Origin of the sequence: Nitrosomonas sp., from assembly GCF_043753625.1 — a bacterium.
Taxonomy (GTDB): domain Bacteria; phylum Pseudomonadota; class Gammaproteobacteria; order Burkholderiales; family Nitrosomonadaceae; genus Nitrosomonas.
This window is the reverse complement of sequence record NZ_JAYUWI010000044.1, coordinates 1-18,489: the sequence shown is the minus strand read 5'-3', so window position 1 is coordinate 18,489 and position 18,489 is coordinate 1. Positions and strand designations below refer to the sequence as shown.

16 protein-coding genes and 2 pseudogenes are annotated in these 18,489 nt (G+C 43.6%); 2 read left to right on the top strand and 16 right to left on the bottom strand.

The features are described from left to right. Positions 1–177: 177 nt before the first annotated feature. The 15 genes and pseudogenes from ACH10T_RS04420 to lpxK form a co-directional block, all read right to left on the bottom strand. A complete protein-coding gene (locus tag ACH10T_RS04420; protein WP_394808115.1) occupies positions 178–831 on the bottom strand; it encodes a response regulator in 654 nt (217 codons plus the stop codon). A gap of 1 nt (position 832) precedes the next feature. Next, the gene (locus ACH10T_RS04415; protein WP_394808114.1) at positions 833–3,277 is read right to left on the bottom strand and encodes an ATP-binding protein; all 2,445 of its coding nucleotides are present in this window, start codon (positions 3,275–3,277) and stop codon (positions 833–835) included. A 239-nt stretch (positions 3,278–3,516) separates the two neighbouring features. Beyond that, on the bottom strand, positions 3,517–4,128 hold the full coding sequence (locus ACH10T_RS04410) for an exopolysaccharide biosynthesis protein (RefSeq protein ID WP_394808113.1): 612 nt from the start codon (positions 4,126–4,128) through the stop codon (positions 3,517–3,519). 54 nt (positions 4,129–4,182) lie between these two features. Then, positions 4,183–5,406, bottom strand: coding sequence for an ABC transporter permease (locus ACH10T_RS04405; protein WP_394808112.1), 1,224 nt, complete (start codon positions 5,404–5,406; stop codon positions 4,183–4,185). A 63-nt stretch (positions 5,407–5,469) separates the two neighbouring features. Next, complete coding sequence (locus tag ACH10T_RS04400; RefSeq protein ID WP_394808111.1) at positions 5,470–6,228, bottom strand: ABC transporter ATP-binding protein; 759 nt, start codon at positions 6,226–6,228, stop codon at positions 5,470–5,472. Continuing rightward, positions 6,228–7,376 carry an efflux RND transporter periplasmic adaptor subunit gene (locus ACH10T_RS04395; protein ID WP_394808110.1) on the bottom strand — a complete coding sequence of 383 codons (1,149 nt, stop codon included), beginning with the start codon at positions 7,374–7,376 and terminating at the stop codon, positions 6,228–6,230. The genes ACH10T_RS04400 and ACH10T_RS04395 overlap by 1 nt, the downstream gene beginning before the upstream one ends. 109 nt (positions 7,377–7,485) lie before the next feature. After that, complete coding sequence (locus ACH10T_RS04390) at positions 7,486–7,665, bottom strand: hypothetical protein (protein ID WP_394808109.1); 180 nt, start codon at positions 7,663–7,665, stop codon at positions 7,486–7,488. Positions 7,666–7,753: 88 nt separating this feature from the next. Further along, a complete protein-coding gene (locus ACH10T_RS04385; RefSeq protein WP_394808108.1) occupies positions 7,754–7,987 on the bottom strand; it encodes a tetratricopeptide repeat protein in 234 nt (77 codons plus the stop codon). Then, positions 7,981–8,865 (bottom strand): annotated as a pseudogene (locus ACH10T_RS04380) (M48 family metalloprotease). Before ACH10T_RS04380 ends, ACH10T_RS04385 begins: the two are co-directional and overlap by 7 nt. A 162-nt stretch (positions 8,866–9,027) precedes the next feature. Then, positions 9,028–10,677, bottom strand: a complete 1,650-nt coding sequence (locus tag ACH10T_RS04375; protein ID WP_394808107.1) for an NAD+ synthase — start codon at positions 10,675–10,677, stop codon at positions 9,028–9,030. A 24-nt stretch (positions 10,678–10,701) separates the two neighbouring features. Further along, entirely contained in the window at positions 10,702–12,078 is a 1,377-nt protein-coding gene (locus ACH10T_RS04370) for a phosphomannomutase/phosphoglucomutase (RefSeq protein ID WP_394808106.1), read from the bottom strand. Between the two features lie 114 nt (positions 12,079–12,192). Next, the gene (locus ACH10T_RS04365) at positions 12,193–12,396 is read right to left on the bottom strand and encodes a zinc-finger domain-containing protein (RefSeq protein WP_394808105.1); all 204 of its coding nucleotides are present in this window, start codon (positions 12,394–12,396) and stop codon (positions 12,193–12,195) included. 23 nt (positions 12,397–12,419) lie between these two features. Beyond that, positions 12,420–13,340, bottom strand: a complete 921-nt coding sequence (locus ACH10T_RS04360; RefSeq protein WP_394808104.1) for a branched-chain amino acid transaminase — start codon at positions 13,338–13,340, stop codon at positions 12,420–12,422. A 178-nt stretch (positions 13,341–13,518) separates the two neighbouring features. Continuing rightward, positions 13,519–13,623, bottom strand: a pseudogene (locus ACH10T_RS04355) (IS1595 family transposase); the annotation flags it as partial. A gap of 268 nt (positions 13,624–13,891) precedes the next feature. Next, positions 13,892–14,917 (bottom strand): tetraacyldisaccharide 4'-kinase, encoded by a 1,026-nt coding sequence (gene lpxK / locus ACH10T_RS04350; RefSeq protein WP_394808103.1) that lies wholly within the window; start codon positions 14,915–14,917, stop codon positions 13,892–13,894. A gap of 180 nt (positions 14,918–15,097) precedes the next feature. Between lpxK and ACH10T_RS04345 the strand changes: the two genes are divergently transcribed. Next, positions 15,098–15,988, top strand: a complete 891-nt coding sequence (locus ACH10T_RS04345; protein WP_394808102.1) for an alpha/beta fold hydrolase — start codon at positions 15,098–15,100, stop codon at positions 15,986–15,988. A 306-nt stretch (positions 15,989–16,294) separates the two neighbouring features. After that, positions 16,295–16,732: a PGPGW domain-containing protein gene (locus ACH10T_RS04340; protein WP_394808101.1), complete on the top strand. Its 438-nt coding sequence runs from the start codon at positions 16,295–16,297 to the stop codon at positions 16,730–16,732. A 56-nt stretch (positions 16,733–16,788) separates the two neighbouring features. Here ACH10T_RS04340 and hflX read toward each other — a convergent pair whose 3' ends face one another. Further along, positions 16,789–18,141 (bottom strand): GTPase HflX, encoded by a 1,353-nt coding sequence (gene hflX / locus ACH10T_RS04335; RefSeq protein WP_394808100.1) that lies wholly within the window; start codon positions 18,139–18,141, stop codon positions 16,789–16,791. Positions 18,142–18,489 lie beyond the last annotated feature (348 nt).

Here is an 18,489-nt window from a genome sequence, read left to right as displayed (position 1 = left end):
GTTGATCAACCGCTTCCGCGCAAAACAACCATATATCGGCGAAGCTTGCTTGCATACAAAGCCACCGCCACGGTTAAGTGAATTTTGCAGGGCCGACTAAATACGCTTTCCAACGGCTTGTTTGATCATCATCGATGATAGAAAGAAATTGTTTTTTCGAAGGTACGATGAGATTTCTTAGCGCTCTTCAGAGATCCAACGCGTGGCATAACGTATCAAGTCTGCGCCATCTTTTAAATTCAATTTGACACGAATATTGAAACGGTGTGTTTCGATTGTTTTAATGCTTCGGTAAAGTAATTTGGCGATTTCCTGGCTGCTATGTCCTTGTCCAATCAGGTGCAATACCTCAAACTCACTGGGAGTAAGCGAATTAATTAACTGTTCGGGTTCTGAGCCTCCCGCAATTCGATTGAGTAATTTATCATGCATTTGTTTGCTTAAATAAACATTACCCTTTAATACTTCACGGATAGCGGTTAGCAGCACTTCACCAGGTTCTTGTTTCATGACATAGCCACGTGCTCCGGCTCGTAGTGCACGTTCAGCATAAACTGACTCGTCATGCATGGAAACAAAAAGTACTGGGAGAGTAGGAATCAGTGCATGCATACTTTTTATTACTTCGAAACCGGATACTGTCTTAAGTGTAACATCTAATAAAACGATATCGATAGGATCAGTTTTCTTGAGTATTGCCAGCGCTTCATTGCCGTCACCTGCTTCAGCAAACACTTCCATATCTGGTTCCATATTGATGAGCATCGCCATACCATGCCGTAACATGGCGTGATCATCTACCAGCATTACTTTAGCTTTAACAGTTGACATATTAAGCCATCCACATTTCTAGCCGAACTTCCGTGCCACCTTCGTTGCGCGACAGAAATTCGAGCTTTGCACCTAATTGCTTCGCACGATATTGCATAATTTTAATACCCATACCCGATATTATTTTATGATTGGTATCAATTCCCACGAAACCGCTGCCATCATCGCAAATTGATAGACACAGTAATCCTTCATCAAAGGTCAATGATATCGTGATGTGCTGCGCTTTGCCGTGCCGTATTGCATTATTGGCAGCTTCTTGGGCAATTCGATAGAGATTAAGCGCCAGGCTATTATTATCATTAATCATGATGCTATTTTTACATGAGAAATTACAATTAATGCTGTAAGTCTTGGCTATCCTCGCGGCTAGTGTTTGTAGCGCGGGTATCAAACCACTAGTTTCCAATTCAAATGGTAGCAATCCTTGAGCAATCTGCTTGATATGAATAACAGCAATCTGTGCCTGCGAAGCAATGGATGCAGCTACTGGAGCCATGCTTATATTTTCTGTGGCAAATATTTGTTTTTCCAGCGCTCTAGCTTGATAACCGATGGCTGCTATTTGTTGACCAAGATTGTCGTGTAATTCTTGTCCAATCGTATGGGCTTGTTCTTCTGCGACAAACACCAGCGCTTGTTCTAGGCGTTTACGTTCAAGCCAGCTTTCCAGGTCGCTTGCGACTGCGTTAATAAGTTTTTGTTCTTCCTGTACAAGAAATGGTTTGTCGGCGGGATAAAATATACGTAATTGACCACAAACTTCACCGTTGACATTGATAGCAGACCAACAAGTACATGCAGGATCTCGTTCTGCACGCCAGTTATCACGAGTCTTATTGATGACTTTTGTTTTGGATTGTAATTGAGGTATAAGATCTTGAGTATATTTTCCAGAGGTGAATCGCCAACCATCCAGTTCGATGACAGCGGTAGCAATCTTCGGGAATTGCACGGCGGGTATTAGATTCTCAAAAATATTCTGACAAACATTATCTATTGATGATTCTATCCCGATCCCGCGGCGGATTTCATAAAGACAGGAAATCTCCTTTAAACGCTCGCGAAGTAGTGCATCAACTTGTTTACGTTCCAGCCATCTTGACAAATCATCGGTGATGGCATCAATAAGCCTTTGTTCTTCCATCACAAGGAAGGGCTTGTCTTCTGGGTAGAAAACGCTCAGATGACCACAAGCCTTACCATTGACACCAATCTTCGATTCCAGTTTATGGATTAAGTTTTGGTTTTGATTGAGAGAGGTAATTCGCCTTCCATTGAGTTCAATCATGACAGAAGCAAGATCCGGGTATCGCATGGCAGGTATCAGATTTTCAATAATCTGTTGGCAAACATTCTCAACTGACAATTCAAGTCCAATGCTCCGGCGAATCTCATAAAGACAAGTGATTTCTTTCAGACGTTCACTCAGCTCAATTTCCTTATGACTTAATTCAATAGAAAACTGTTCGGCGATTTCTTTGGCAATACGCGCATCTCTCTCTGATTTAATTAGTTTGCGAACAAACCAATTCAGTAGCAATATCTCAGCTACGATCAATCCGGCGAGATAAAGAATGATATTTTTTAATTCTTCAGTGACTGGCTTGAATAATTCTTCTTCGTCCAGTTTCAGAGTCATGCCGAGACCGATCTCGCGTAACGGTGCGTATGCCTCAATTACCGGTACTTGGCGATAATCATTGACGGCGATAACACCACTTTTTCCCTCTAGTGCAGAACTTATCGGAGGCCCTCCATTTTTCGTTACATGTTTCATGTACCGAAATTTTACGCCATCGGTCTGACTGATCAGGCAAGCCATTTCCCGCTTATCTTCTTCAGGCGGTGCGCATAAAATGAATTCCCCTGTTTTACCGATTGATCTTATTTCACCAAATCTCCGCGTCAGCTGCGGTAATATGATTTCTGTTGTGATGCTGCCAATACGGCGTCGTTCTTCATCTAATACATCTATGCTGGTACGTAGAATAAACTGCTCATCCCATATTATCGCTGTATGACTGTATTTATTAACTGATATCGATTGCGCTTGGTTTTCAGAGAAACGTCCCACTTGCGACAATAGATTGCCATTCATATCGTAAACAACTGCCGCTGAGAATCCTGCCTGCGTCAATGAGTTGACGTTTCGTGTTAGGTCGTTTAGCGCATTATCGTTGTCTGGCTGTGTATTGAGCTCCTGCATGGATTGAATGAGGAAAGGGCGAAGTGCTAGTGCACGAGTATCTGCCAATCCTTTTTGAACTAAGCTTTCAATTAAAAGTGCTTTACCTTGTAGCGCAACTCCCAATCCTCGACCAAGAACTGACTCAATCTGTTGCCGCATTGCACTATAGACTGCAAGCCCCGTTGTTAAAGTCAATCCCAGCAGTAGTAAGCCACCGATAATACTGATCTTGCGGTCATCACGTGTTAAAAACAAGTCATCCTCCTTAATTGCGCTCTGGTCCCGTATCTTTTAAATTATAAGAACAATAATATGACAACTCGAGAGACTGAATTGATAGGTTACTAAAAATTCAAGCTAATAAAGTTATTTCGACTCAATATGATATATTCGAGAACCGTTGCAATATGAAAAAACTGAGCGGGAAATATTCATTTTAAAACTCTAAAAATTGTATATGCGGCATTATGAATAATGCTCGTTGAAGCAATAAATCAATAGAATGAGGGCATTGTCATTCCCATCCATAGCATTACTAAGATAATCATAGTAAGGCCAATTCCAATCGTACCAATGATCATGCCAATCAATATGGTTACACCATCTCTGTTCAGAAGTCCCAAAGACATCACCAGTATTCCCCAACCTGGCGCAAAATTAGTCAAGGGTAACGGAAGTGCTATTGATAGCGCAAAAACAAAGGAAAAAATACCAATAATTCTCTCCCATGTATGCACACTGATATAGGTTATGCGTGGTTGCATACGGTTTTCAATCTTCTTGAGCCAAGGGTTTGCTTTTGCAACTATTTTCTCAAGATATAATCGTTTGATTGATTTCTTTTCAATCCAGGCTGGTAACCAAGGAGCTTGCATGCCGAGAGTCATTTGTACCGAAAAAATGAATAATGGGATAGAAAAGAATGTTGTATAACCGGGTGGTACGGGTATTGGAAGACATATTGGCAGGGCAGCAATGGCCATTAAGATACCAAAACCACGCTCATGTAGCGCATTCTTAATTTCACCTACTGTCATTGCTTCTTTCGTATTTTCTATGACGACAATTGCTAGAAACTCAGAAGTAGGCCGCTCTTTGATTGTCATGAGTTATTCCTATTTGGGCACTGAATGCAGGCTAATTAACAAAACTTAGATAAGTTATTCATATCGAAGTGCATCGACTGGTTTCAGTGAAGCAGCTTTCTTGGCAGGATAAAAGCCAAAGAATATGCCAACCGCCGAAGCAAATAGAAAAGCCAAGCCAATCATGCCTAATGTAATGACAATGAGCATATCAGCAACTTGACTGACTATCCAAGCGCCACCAATACCCAGTAACAAACCAATCAATCCGCCCATAAAACATATCATCATAGCCTCAAGCAAAAACTGAGTAAGAATTGCACGCTGATTGGCACCGATTGCCATACGAATACCAATTTCCCGGGTACGTTCAGTCACAGATACTAGCATAATATTCATAATGCCAATCCCGCCAACCAATAAAGATACCGATGCAATGGCACCCAATACCATCGACATCACTTTTGCAGCGCCTGTCGCAACATCAGCAAGTGCCGTTAAATTGCGGACGGTGAAATCATTTTCTTTACCTTTTGCGATACGATGGCGTTGGCGTAATAATTGAGTAATTTCCATTTCAGCGATATCCATTTCATCCGCTGACTTGCACTGCACTAACATAAGACGGATAGAGCCGGGAAACTGATTACCGGTAATCTGTCTCTCGCTGGTTGTGATCGGTATGAAAATATTGTCATCCTGGTCACGCCCCGTTAGGCTTTGTCCTTTGGCCATTAACACACCAACCACGAGGAAAGGGCGGTTGGTTATGCGTATGGTTTTTCCAACGGGATCTTCATCACTGAACAAGTTCTGTGCTGTGACTGATCCCAACACAACTACACGGTTAGCCGAACGAAGATCGGATTCAGTAAAGAATGTGCCCGACTCTATTTTCCAATTACCTACCGAAAAATAATCCGGTGTAGTGCCGGTGATGATGGTACTCCAATTTTTGGCGGCATAATTGAGCTGTGCTGTCCCCGAAATGACAGGTGCCGTTGCACTGATTGTCGGTAATTCCGCAATCGCTTGCGCATCATGGATCGTTAAGGTTCTGATACTACCGCTACCAAAGCTAAATCCTCCGGATGACGTGGCACCAGGGACAACGATAAATAGATTACTGCCCATCTCAGCGATGGTTTGGTTAATTTTGGTTTGCGCGCCTTGACCAATAGATAACATTAAAATAACGGCCGCTACGCCGATGATCATGCCAAGCATAGTTAATCCAGTACGCAAGCGATTTTGACGCAAGGCGCGCAGTGCTTCACCAATAATTGCAAGTAGATTCATCGTGTCGGTAGAGATCAATCATTAGTCGGGTTCAATTGGAGGCTGTGATTAAACCGAAAAAGGTCATGAGAGCTTGTCTAAAATTGCCTCGTTATCGTTGTTCTTATCATAAATAATATGCCCATCCTTTAGGCGGATTAAGCGCTTTGCATAAGCTGCAATATCATCTTCATGCGTGACCAGAACGATAGTAATCCCTTGATCACGATTCAGCTGCTGAAACAGTAACATAATTTCACGACTGGTTTGCGTATCAAGATTTCCCGTGGGTTCATCAGCCAGAATCAGTGGCGGTTGGTTGATCAGTGCGCGACTGATTGCGACACGTTGTTGTTGCCCCCCTGAGAGCTGATTGGGTTGATGCATGGCAAAATTTTCTAAGCCGGTGCGACGGATAAGTTCTAATGCTTGTTTGCGGCTTTGAGAACGGCCGACACCAGCGTAGAGTAATGGTGTTGCCACATTATCCAGTGCTGTCACGCGTTTTAGCAAGTTAAACCCCTGAAATACGAAGCCGATTTTTTGGTTACGAATGCGTGCCAGTTCATCGTTGGTGAGTGTGGCGACATTTTCCTCGGAGAGCCAATAAGATCCGCTTGTCGGGGTGTCAAGGCAACCGAGTATATTCATCAGTGTCGATTTGCCCGATCCGGAATGCCCCATAATGGCAACAAATTCACCTTGATTGATGGTCAGGTCGATATTAAACAGAACTTGATTCGTGATGGTCTTTCCACTGGCATCTTGCAAATTGTAGCTTTTACAAAGATTCTTAATTCTAATCAGCGAATGTCCGACATGATTTGTCTGAATCGGAAGCATTAGAATACTCTTAATTTGAACTTACTTTCCGATTCCTTTTTGTCGACAACTTCACTAATAATTACTTTTTCGCCTGCTTTTATCTCACCATTAACGATTTCAGTGAAATTACCATCCGTTATACCAGCGATTACACTGACTGGAATGGGTTGATTTTCTAATAGAAGGTACACTACAGATTGATTCGTTGATTTTGATACTTTGCTGCCTTCACTCGATTCGATATCCTTTGGCTGATACCGCAAGGCTGCATTGGGTACGCGCAAAACATCATTTTTTTGATTGACAACAAAATTGATATTGGCAGTCATACCCGGCAATAAGGTTCCGTCATCATTATCAACCATGGCAACTACGTTATAAGTGACAACATTCTCCTGGATCGTCGGATTGAGTCGAACTTGTTTCACTGTACCGGTAAACTTACGTTGTTGAAACGCATCAACAGTAAAGTTAATAAGCTGACCGAGATGTAATTGACCGATATCGGCTTCAGCGACACTGATGTTGATTTGCATTTGCCGGAGATCTTTGGCGATTTGAAATAAGATCGGTGTTTGAAAATTAGCAGCCACAGTTTGGCCGATATCTACATTCCGTGCGATGATTACTCCCGATATGGGGGACCGGATAACACCGTAATTGAGGTTAGTTTGGTCACGCGCAACTTGAGCCTTACTGATTGCTAATTGTGCTCGTGCCACTTCCATTTCCTGCTCAATCATTTGTAATGCTTCAAGTGAAATGAATTCTTTATCTTTCAACAATTGATGGCGTTTCAATTTGCTATCAGCAATTCTTAAGGTTACTTGGGCGTTGAGAAGATTTGCTTTGGATTGCTGCAATTGAGCCTGTAGTAAAGCCGGATCCAGTTCAGCCAGAATCTGACCAACTTCAACATGATCGTTATAATCTGCATATAATTTAGCCACAGTACCTGAAACCTGAGTACCGACGTTGACAAGAACAACGGGAGTCAACGTGCCGTTAGCAGAGATGGATTGTATGATGTCGCCCCGTTCAATGCTCCGGGTTTTATATTGATTTTCTTTAGATTCTTTTTTCCCGCCGCTAACCCAATAATAGGTAGCTGAGACAGAAATCATAATTAAAACAATGACAATACGTTTAATGCTAACAGTTAACATTTAGAGAAACTTGGTGGAATGCAATTCGGGGATAAATAGTAATCAAAAGACTTGTTTAGAAAGTTAGGTGAATGTATTGGTACAGATTGCCTAATAATATTGAGTACTTTTATTTTTCTTTATCTTCTTCTGCTTTCAGTGTTTGTATTTGCTTAAGGCGTGCTTCAACACTGGATAGCTGGTAAAAATTTCCGTTGCTGTTCTGCAACGCAGTTTGCAATTGATCAAGCGCAGCTGCAGTGTGTCCCTTGAGCATATACGATTCAGCCAGTGCGCGATGCTGAAGCATTCTATCACCTAATAAGGCGTAGCATTGAGCCTGTACGCTAAACAATTGCGGATCATTTGGAATAAGCAGTAATTGTTTGTTAATAAACTCAAGTGCTGTTTCTGTCTGTCTGTTTGTTTTGTATTAAAGCATGCGCATACCCGTGAATCAATGCGCGATGCTGTGGATAAATTTTTAATGCGGTTTTATAAATATCAAATGCTTCGGTAATTTTCCCACTAGCCAATTTAACACTGGCTGAGAGTGTTTCAATCATGGCGCCAGCAATCACATTTTTATTTTCAACGCGTACTGTTTTTCCCAATCGATGATTGGTCAGCATCGCTGTAGAAAAATCATTCTGCAATATTTGATATAAATGCGCGAGTTCGTTACTTGCCTGTTTGTTCTTTTTATCTCGTAATAAGGCATGAATATAGCCATAGCGTTCAACGGCTTCATTGGTATATCGCGCTTCTCATCTAAACGTGATTTGAATTGCACAACTGAATCATGCGGTTTTCCTTGCATAGCGCGTAATTTAGCACGCACTAATAAAAAATCGATGCTATCGGGAACTTGGCGATATGGCATTTCGCGAATGCGATTTTGGATATCTGCGATACGCTCATAAGTGATGGGGTGAGTACGTAAATACGAAGGCGTGCCATTTTCATGAAATCGTCCAGCTCTTTGCAAGCGTTCAAAAAAAGTGGACATTCCTTGCGGCTCAAACCCTGCATCGAGCAGGATACTTAAACCAATCCGGTCCGCTTCTTTTTCATGCTTGCGGGTGAAATCCAATTTTGACTAAATGGCACTGGCCTGGGAAGCAACCAATATGGCTTGACTCGCTTGCGGATTAGAGCGTGCAGCAATAATAGCGACTGCAAGTGTCGCCAATGACTTTATTAAATCGAATTTTTGTCCGGCAATCATGCGCGCCAGATGTTTTTGTGTCACATGCGCAATTTCGTGCGACATCACAGCAGCCAATTCCGATTCACTTTGTGCGGCGATGATCAATCCGCTATTGAATCCCATGAATCCGTCAGGCAAAGCAAATGCATTGATCGATGAATCCTGCAGCGCAAAAAATTCGAATGATTGCTCCGCATTGGTCTCAGCGGAATTGGCGATTAATTTATGACCGAGGTTGCTGAGATAGCTGGCTATTTCGGGGTCATCCAAATAATTGGGATCGGCACGAATCTGACGCATGATTTGCAAACCAATTTGCTGTTTCTGATGGGGTGTAATGGTTGCTTAAGATATATCCCCCAGGTCAGGTAATTCGTGTGGATAACTATTGGCTGAAAACAGAAATGATAGCGCGGATATCAAGTAGACAAATTTCATGACAATAGGATGTCTGTTTGCTATTCAAGTTCCATCAATCTTATTCATCTCTGATTGTGTAGACCAGACTTTATAGCTGGATGTGATGGGGTAATGCCATGTCGTACCAAAATCGCAATGCGTAATACGAACACCCGGGGGAGATTGGCGGCGTTTATACTCATTCCTATGAATTAAGTGTACGACTTTATTGACATCTGCTTCACTATAATTCAATGCAATAATTTCTGCAGGTGAATAATTTTTTTCAACATAAGCCTCGATAATCGCATCTAAAATTTCATACGGCGGCAAATTATCTTGATCCGTTTGATTGAGCCGTAATTCGGCGGAAGGCGCACGCTGAATGATACGCTCAGGAATGACACGGTTAATTTGATTGCGGTATTCGCAGAGCGCATAAACTAGGGTTTTACTGATGTCCTTTAATACTGCAAAGCCGCCTGCCATATCGCCATACAATGTGCAATAACCAACCGCCATCTCGGATTTGTTGCCAGTAGTCAGCACAATCGAGCCCGAATGGTTTGACAACGCCATCAATAAAGTACCACGTATACGCGCTTGTAAATTCTCCGGCATGGTATTCGGTGGGGTGGAATCAGAGAGGATTTGGAAATCACTTTCGATGTTTGACAAAAACTGATCAAACAATGTCTGGATACTGCATTCGAAGAGTTTAACACCCAATAATTCGGCCATTTCATTGGCGTCTTCCAGGCTGATATCGGCTGTGTACTGCGAAGGCATCATGACGGCTTTGACTTTGTTTGCGCCCAACGCGTCGACTGCAATCGCCAGTGTCAGTGCCGAGTCTACTCCGCCGGATAAACCTAACAATGCGCCAGGAAAACTGTTTTTGCGGATATAGTCTTTAACCCCCAAGCATAACGCCTGATAGATGCTAGCTATGGGAAGTTGCTGGGCTGCCAGCTTAGTTTTTATGGGTTGATTGTTCTGGATATCGATTAATTCAATGGTTTCAACAAATTCACCGAGTTGATGGGTTAGTTCTCCTTGCCGGTTCATTGCAAAAGAAGCGCCATCAAAAACCAGTTCATCCTGTCCACCAACCAAGTTAGTGTGGATAATGGAGATACCAATCTGCTCAATAAATTGACGGGTGATTTGATAACGAGAAGCTTGCTTGTTGATACGATAAGCCGAAGCGCTGAGTACTAACAAAATATCGAGATCGGAACAATCTGCTGCGAGGAGCGAATTGCTTAGCCAGAAGTCAGCGCAGATCGCAATGCCAAATTTAACCCCATCCAGTTCAAATACACGCGATTCAGTACCGGTATCAAAATAATACGATTCGTTAAAGAAAGGAGCTTGATTGAGAATTCTTTTGTAATAGGTGTGAATGATCTTGCCGCGCTGAATCACGGAAGCAGCATTATACAGTTTGCCTTCCTGAAAACTGGGATAACCCACTACTAGTGTGATGTCATCAATCGCTTCCACCAAATCTGCTAATGCATTGTTGCAAGCTTGACAGAATGTTTCGCGTAATAATAAATCAGCAGGCGGGTATCCGGATAGCGCTAACTCGGGGGTGATTACCAACTGTGCTCCGGCTTGCTTCGCCTGCTTTGCCGCGCTCAATATCTTTACAGCATTGCCAGTGATATCGCCTACGGTGCAATTTATCTGAGCAATGGCTATGCGCATGATCTGCCAGGGTGCTATTGCAAGCTAGAAGGGCAGTTGCGCATTCGGTTTGGCCTGCAAAATATTATGACGAAAATCTTCCTGAATGCGTTTTAGAGCAATTTCATTGTCGGCTTCAAAGCGCAATACGATGACTGGTGTGGTATTAGAAGCACGCGCCAGACCAAACCCGTCGCTATATTCAACCCGCAAACCATCAATGGTGATAACTTGCTGTGGATTAGTGAAAACCGCGTTTTTTTGTAACTGTGCAATCAGCGTATGATTTTCCCCTTCAGCAACGCGAACCTGAAGTTCCGGTGTGTTAATGCTATCGGGCAGATTATTGAGAGTGACATTGATATCAGCTTCACGGCTCAATAATTCCAACAGTCGTGCACCGGCATATAAGCCATCGTCAAAACCGTACCAGCGTTCCTTGAAAAATAAATGACCACTCATTTCTCCAGCTAATAATGCCTTCGACTCAATGAGTTTTGCTTTGATAAAGGAATGACCGGTTTTCCACATGATCGGCACGCCGCCATGCTGACTGATCCAGGGCGCCAGATTCCGAGTACATTTCACATCAAAAATGATTTTGCCACCAGGATTTCTTGATAATACATCCGCTGAAAACATCATGAGCTGGCGATCAGGATTGATAATATTGCCATTCTTCGTAACGATACCTAGGCGGTCACCATCGCCATCAAAAGCCAGTCCAATTTCTGCATTGGTGGTTTTCAACGCCTGAATGACATCATTCAGGTTATCAGGGACAGATGGATCCGGGTGGTGGTTAGGAAAAGAACCATCTACCTCGCAGAATAATTCGATTACTTCACAACCTAGACCACGATAAAGCGCCGGCGCAAATGCACCCGCTACACCATTGCCACAATCAACAACAATTTTGATGGGACGAGTGAGTTTGATATCACCAGTAATCCGTTCAATATACGTATTGACGATAGCATGTTCGGAATAATTGCCTGCGCCCTGTACGAGGTCGTTATTTTCAATGCGTAAACGCAACGCCTGGATCGTATCAGCCGCTAACGTTTCGCCTCCGAGTACAATTTTAAAGCCATTGTACTCGGGCGGGTTATGGCTGCCGGTAACCATCACCCCGGAATATTGACACAATTCATGTGCAGCGTAGTACAGCATGGGCGTCGCGACCATGCCCACATCTACCACATGAATTCCACTTTTCTGAATGCCGCGAGCGAGCGCCTGAGACAATTCAGTTCCAGATAACCGGCCATCTCGGCCAATGGCGATAGCAATCAGATTTCTTGCATGGGCTTCGGAGCCGATTGCATGACCTATCTTCTCAACATTATCAGCGGTGATCGTTTTACCAACAATGCCGCGAATATCATAAGCCTTAAAAATTTCATGAGGAATTGCTTGCATAATTTAGTCTCTTTGAAAGAGTGATTGTTGATAAAACATGGTAAATGGTTGCTGATAGATAGCTATAACCAATAAATCGTCGGAATGCAAGCTCTTCTCAGAAATCAAACCGCTTTAGTGGTGCCCTGCGACCGCGCCACCTTTAAGCGTATAGTGCGTACCACAATATGGGCATAGCGCTTCACCCGTTGCTTCGATCGGAAGAAAAACCCGTGGGTGTGAATTCCATAACATCATGGCTGGTGTGGGGCAATGCAGCGGCAGATCATTAGTTGTAATTTCTATTTCTCGTGTTTTGTTATTGGTTTGTTGATTCATAAAAATAACTCCAATGTAGCTGATTAAACAAAGGTAAGCCAGTCTGCGTGATTTTTAGCTTTGCCTTTGACGCAATCAAAGAATAGGGTTTGTATTTGCGCGGTGATCGGTCCGCGCTTGCCAAGCCCAATCATGCGATTATCGAGTTCACGAATCGGCGTCACTTCAGCAGCAGTGCCGGTAAAGAATGCCTCATCAGCACAATAAATTTCATCGCGTGTAATACGTTTCTCGATGACTGGAATACCGATTTCAGCAGCCAAGTCAATCACAGACGCACGCGTGATTCCTTCCAGGCATGAAGTTAAATCAGGCGTGTAGAGCTTGCCTTGTTTCACGATAAAAATATTCTCTCCAGATCCTTCAGCCACATAACCTTCGACATCCAGTAACAAAGCTTCATCGTACCCATTCAATCCAACTTCTTGATTGGCCAGAATCGAATTGGCATAAGTCGTGACCGATTTGGCGCGGCACATATTGATATTGACATGATGCCGGGTAAAAGACGAGGTCTTGACGCGGATACCATTTTCAAGGGCTTCCGGCCCTAAATATGTTCCCCATGGCCAGGCGGCGATAGCAACATGTGTGGAAAGGGTTTTGGCGGAAAGTCCCATGGCTTCAGCGCCGTAGAAAGCGATAGGACGGATATAACCGGAGACGAGCTTATTTTGTTTGACCACATCACATTGCGCTTGCATCAAAGTAGCCTTGTCATACGGCATTTTCATCATAAAAATATGTGCTGAGTTGAATAGGCGGTCGGTATGTTCTTGTAAACGGAAAATCGCCGGTCCTTTCGCTGTTTCATAAGCACGCAACCCTTCAAAAACACCCAGTCCATAGTGCAAGGTATGGGTTAAAACATGCGTATTGGCATCCCGCCAGGGAACCATCTTCCCGTCATACCAGATTACACCATCACGGTCAGCCATCGACATTCAGGAACTCCCGATAAATATTCTAAAAGGCATATTCTAACGTATTTTTGGTGCAGCGTAGAATCACGGCAGTATAAATAGACTAATGGATTATAGGCACTCGTAAAAAACGATGCCGCTAATTAAAGCTCATGTCCTGGTTATATTCCGCAGCTGATCGTTGCTTTAGGTGTAACTTAACCCTTGAATTATCCTGCCTTTGCTCAGTCAACTCTATAATAGTATCAACACCGGCTTTTCCTTTTAATTTTTCTCGAAGCTTATCTCGCTGACCGCGACTCATCCATTCAATTGATTTTATTCAATCTTTGAATTTAGCAGCTTTCATGACGCATACCCCTTCTTTGTATTCCAATGCATATTTGACTTTCAATTCAACAATTGACTGCTACAGAGCCATAAAACTATCTATGATGTCGCTGTGGCGCTAGAAACAAGCTTGAAATACTCATTTATTATACAAATGCTGCGCTTTTCCTCGTGTTTTGTCTTGCATCGGTTATCTCGATTCGTTCTCAATAACTTGCCAAGATAAGCTGATTGGATCGGATTTATAGTCGACTTTGCAGAGTCGAATTATTGCCAAGTTTCTTCAGTATGATGGCCTGCAATTCGCTATTGACCCAAGCTTTGGGCAACGCCCAAAGCTTGCTATCTGCGAAACTCCGGCACTGCAGAGCATTTTCTTCTGGCATGAGTACAATGTCTGCTTCAGCAAAATGAATCTCTGACTGGATAAATCGGTGATTTTCTGCATACGAATGTAATTCTGCATTTAGGCCTGTTTTCTTTATAAAATCAAAAAACCAACAAGAATTATCCGCGTCTGTAATAGCGTGTACGCGTTTGTTTTTGAAATCAGAAACCAATTGATGGACTACCGGATTGCGTACATTATAAGCAATTTCATTGATCAGCTTCATATTGTAGGTTTTCCCCCATTTGCTCGTGTCAGTATGAGGATTTGGTTTTGCATTTGTTACGATAATACCGGAATTCCCAAAATACTTAAGGTTCATCCGTAATGGACCGGCAGGCAAGAGCAATCCGTTGCCGAAGCTCTGCTCGCTAAAGTCAACGACAACCAGATCAATATCCCGTTCAAGGCGATAATATTGCATGCCATCATTGCAGATGATGACATTACAAGTTGGGTGTGCATTCAGAAGTGCTTGTGCAACTTCGGCTCTGTCATTTCCAACCCAGACAGGACATGATTTTCCACAATGTTGCGCGAGTAAAAATGTTTTTCCACCGACACTATGGGGATCACTGGTGGTGGTTACAGCGTCAGGTGGCCCAGGATTGTCATAGTTGCCCCGTGTAATGATTCCCGGTGAGAAGCCATGTGTCAGTAAGCAATCAACAAGCCAGAGCAGTAGTGGTGTTTTGCCGCCATCATCAATACTGATACTATCGCTCATAATGACAGACACTGGTAGCTTGACCGAAGGCAAAATATCCAGCCAATAGCATAATTTCTTTAGTGCTAAGAAAAAATCATAGAAAACACTTAAAGGCCATAATAGAAAGTGTAATGGAGTGATACGATGCCAATAGAGCTCTGACAATTTCATATTTCGTTTCTTTCCAAGTTATAGTTATGGAGCTGTACTTTCATTCTAAGTGGTAATCGATTTGGAATTTAGAATTTTTTTATGTCATATATCCGATAGACAAGATTTGTGTGAAGATTGGGCAATACGAACGCTCAGTTTTGATTTAATCTATTTATGTAATAAGTGCAAAATTAAACGATGAAAACATTAGTCAATCGATTACTTGTCCCTACGATATCGGCCGATGGCAAACAAAAAGATCCGCATCATATTGCGTATACCGATTGGGGGGATTCGCAGAATCCGCATGTTGTCATCTGCGTCCATGGATTAACACGTAATTGCCGTGATTTCGATTATCTTGCACAGGCCTTGCAATCGGATTGCAGGGTAATTTCCGTTGATGTAGTAGGGCGCGGGCAAAGCGATTGGCTGGCGCATGCGCATGACTATGATTATTACCCGCTATACCTCTCCGACGCGATGTCATTAGTGGTTCATATCCAGGCGCAATACCAAATAAAGATTAAGTTGGATTGGGTGGGTATTTCCATGGGGGGATTAATTGGAATGATTCTGGCGATACAACCGAATCTGCCTTTTACAATCAATAAATTGATACTGAGCGATATTGGTCCGTTGATTCCTGCGGTTGCTCTGAAAAGAATTGCCGATTATGTAGGTAAAGATCCGCGCTTTGCTAGTTTCGAAGAATTTAAGAACTATATGAAAGTGATTTCTGCGTCTTTTGGTCCATTAACTGAGGATCAGTGGGATCATATGGCGATTCACAGTGCGCGCGAATATGCAGATGGATCCTTCGGTTTTCGCTATGACCCGAGGATTGCAATCAGCTTTAAAGATCGTGAAATCAGTGACATTGATTTATGGGAACAATGGGATAAGTTAGCTAATCCTACTTTGGTCTTGCGTGGAACTGAATCGGATATATTAACGGCTGAAACTGCCGCACAGATGCAGGTGCGTGGCGCGAAAGCCAAAATCGTCGAATTATCCGGTATCGGTCATGCGCCGATGCTTATGGATGACAATCAGATTAGAGTCGTACGGGATTTTATTTTGAAATAGTGTGTCTCTGTGCTTTGAACTTCCAATAACGAATTTTTAAATGACTTCACAAAATATTCTGGTGAGAGTGTTTCTACAAACCCTATTGCATGTACTACGCTAACTATCCCCGAGGTCCCTATTTTTTATTAGGAATTTTCGGCTTTTCTTGTCAAAAACCATACCTTGAAATCAGCCATCAATGCTGCAACAAAAGCCGCGTGATAATTTGTCGCGTTGTTTTTTTATAATTTACAAGGCTCTAGACTAGCAGATACAATCTGCTAGTCTAGAGCCATCTTATTTGTACACTTGGATGTTTGTATCATGGAAGATGTTTTTGTCATAACCATTCAGCAGTGGATATCCGCCGATATGCTCATTGGTTTGACGGTAGCATCGATTATTGGCTTTATTGGTTCTTTAGTCGCGATTCCGTGGATTTTGATCCGCTTGCCGAGTGATTATTTTGATATACGTGTTCCCCGCCATTGGATGAAAGATCATCATCCAGTGTTGCGCACTATTGGTCTGATTATTAAAAACATTGCTGGTGGTATTTTCCTAATCGCAGGTTTTTTGATGCTTTTTCTGCCAGGACAGGGTTTGCTGACGATGCTGATCGGAATTTCATTTATGGATTTTCCCAATAAGCGTAAGCTGGAAGCCCGGATTGTCGGTCAACCCGCGTTTCTGAAAGCCATAAACGCAATGCGTCAGAAATTCAATAAGCTTCCGCTTACGTTATCACCAAGCCCCAATTAACCACAACATTACATCCTGGCTTTTACAGTTAATCCATCCGATTGTGCTTACTTCAGTCAGCGTACTTGCTCGAACTGTTCGCGCAGGTTCTTCACGACGTTGGGTTCACCTCGTACTCGGAAGAAAGCGCCTTCGCCATCTGAACGCTCTTCCAATACTTTACAGCTTGTGTAGATTGCACTGCGTAGTTGCTGTGCCGACCAGGGAAGAAAAAGCTCGTCTTCGACCAGATCTTGCTGGAAAAACGCAATGATCGCCTGGTGTAGCTTTGCGACCTCGTCAAGGCGGCGCGCGCTCATCACAATGCAGGCTGGATACTTCGCCTTGAGCGTGGTTTCGCATTCTGTTTGCGCTGCGGCGTCCCCGACGTGGTCGATCTTGTTAAAGATGCGGATGCGCGGGATGTCTTGCGCACCGATTTCATCCAGCACTTCGTTGGTGACCTCAAGCTGGCGTTCGAATCCGGGATCGCTCGCATCGATAACGTGCAGCAATAACGATGCGTCAAGTGCCTCATCGAGCGTTGATTTGAACGAAGCGACCAGTCCGTGCGGCAGGTTCTTGATGAATCCGACCGTGTCGCTGACGAGTATGCGTGGCACGCTCTCGGGGTAGAGGGCGCGCACAGTGGTGTCGAGCGTAGCGAAGAGTTTGTTGGCAACCAGCACTTCGCTTCCGGTGAGCGCGCGCATCAAGGTGGATTTTCCTGCGTTCGTGTAACCGACTAACGCCACGCAAGCGATTCCTCGGCGCTCTAGCCGCCGTGCACGCTGTATCTGGCGCTCGGCATCCATCGCGACGATCTCCAATTGTAGCTCGGCGATCCGATCACGGATCTTGCGCCGGTCTAGCTCAGTGTGCGACTCACCGGCGCCCCGGCCACCGACACCGCTGCGCTGCCGGCCTTGCGGTCCCGCAAGCTTTGCCATTTCGCGCAGACGTGGCGCCATGTAGCCGAGGCGTGCGATTTCTACTTGCGCGCGCGCGGCAGGTGAGCGTGCGTTGCGATGAAAAATTTCGAGGATGACCATTGTGCGATCCATTACCGCACAGCCAATCTCCTTTTCGAGATTGCGCGCCTGTGAAGGCGAAATCTCGTGATCGACCAAGATGACATCGATGTCACGTGCGTCCAGTGCGGTAGCTTTCTCGGTTTCCTGCCACTCGGAAGATTCAAATTCGTTGTTTATGAATTGACGTATTTCTTCCCGCTTTCCAGTGCCCAAGTATGCCGTATAATCAAAACTGGAGCGCTTCTGCGTGAACGTATGCACAACTTCGAACCCCAGTGTTTTTGCCAACTCGCGTAGCTCGGTCAGTGATGCTTCGAACTCCATGTCGGTCACGCTTGGCAATTGGACAGCCGCCACGACCGCACGCTTGGGTTTCTCTTGGGTTTCTTTATGCATTTGCAGATTGCCTTTGTTCGATGAGTAAAGTCAGATAGCCATTATCGTCGATAAAGGCCGACAAGAGAAACAAACATTAATTCGGAAAAGTTTTCGAAATACCTTGTTCCTGCACTTAACATGGGTGGAGTATGCTAATTTTCAAGGCATCTGATGTTTTGAGAAATTTGAGTATAAATGGAAGCTTCAGAGTATTTTCTTGGTGAATGGAATTCTGCATGTAATGCATCAGTCTAATTTTGAGTCTTACAGTACAAATTCTCAGTGGGACTTTTATGCAAAATATTAAACTCATATATCTGGTGATCGGGCTACTTGTAATCCTGGCAAGTAATTCTGTTTGGGCGC

Bases quoted from the DNA above. Each gene is read 5' to 3' on its own strand.
- ACH10T_RS04420 (WP_394808115.1), bottom strand. From the start codon at position 831: ATGTCAACTGTTAAAGCTAAAGTAATGCTGGTAGATGATCACGCCATG.
- ACH10T_RS04410 (WP_394808113.1), bottom strand. From the start codon at position 4,128: ATGACAATCAAAGAGCGGCCTACTTCTGAGTTTCTAGCAATTGTCGTC.
- ACH10T_RS04405 (WP_394808112.1), bottom strand. From the start codon at position 5,406: ATGAATCTACTTGCAATTATTGGTGAAGCACTGCGCGCCTTGCGTCAA.
- ACH10T_RS04400 (WP_394808111.1), bottom strand. From the start codon at position 6,228: ATGCTTCCGATTCAGACAAATCATGTCGGACATTCGCTGATTAGAATT.
- ACH10T_RS04395 (WP_394808110.1), bottom strand. From the start codon at position 7,376: ATGTTAACTGTTAGCATTAAACGTATTGTCATTGTTTTAATTATGATT.
- ACH10T_RS04390 (WP_394808109.1), bottom strand. From the start codon at position 7,665: ATGCTTCAGCATCGCGCACTGGCTGAATCGTATATGCTCAAGGGACAC.
- ACH10T_RS04385 (WP_394808108.1), bottom strand. From the start codon at position 7,987: ATGCTGACCAATCATCGATTGGGAAAAACAGTACGCGTTGAAAATAAA.
- ACH10T_RS04375 (WP_394808107.1), bottom strand. From the start codon at position 10,677: ATGCGCATAGCCATTGCTCAGATAAATTGCACCGTAGGCGATATCACT.
- ACH10T_RS04370 (WP_394808106.1), bottom strand. From the start codon at position 12,078: ATGCAAGCAATTCCTCATGAAATTTTTAAGGCTTATGATATTCGCGGC.
- ACH10T_RS04365 (WP_394808105.1), bottom strand. From the start codon at position 12,396: ATGAATCAACAAACCAATAACAAAACACGAGAAATAGAAATTACAACT.
- ACH10T_RS04360 (WP_394808104.1), bottom strand. From the start codon at position 13,340: ATGTCGATGGCTGACCGTGATGGTGTAATCTGGTATGACGGGAAGATG.
- lpxK (WP_394808103.1), bottom strand. From the start codon at position 14,917: ATGAAATTGTCAGAGCTCTATTGGCATCGTATCACTCCATTACACTTT.
- ACH10T_RS04345 (WP_394808102.1), top strand. From the start codon at position 15,098: ATGAAAACATTAGTCAATCGATTACTTGTCCCTACGATATCGGCCGAT.
- ACH10T_RS04340 (WP_394808101.1), top strand. From the start codon at position 16,295: ATGGAAGATGTTTTTGTCATAACCATTCAGCAGTGGATATCCGCCGAT.
- hflX (WP_394808100.1), bottom strand. From the start codon at position 18,141: ATGCATAAAGAAACCCAAGAGAAACCCAAGCGTGCGGTCGTGGCGGCT.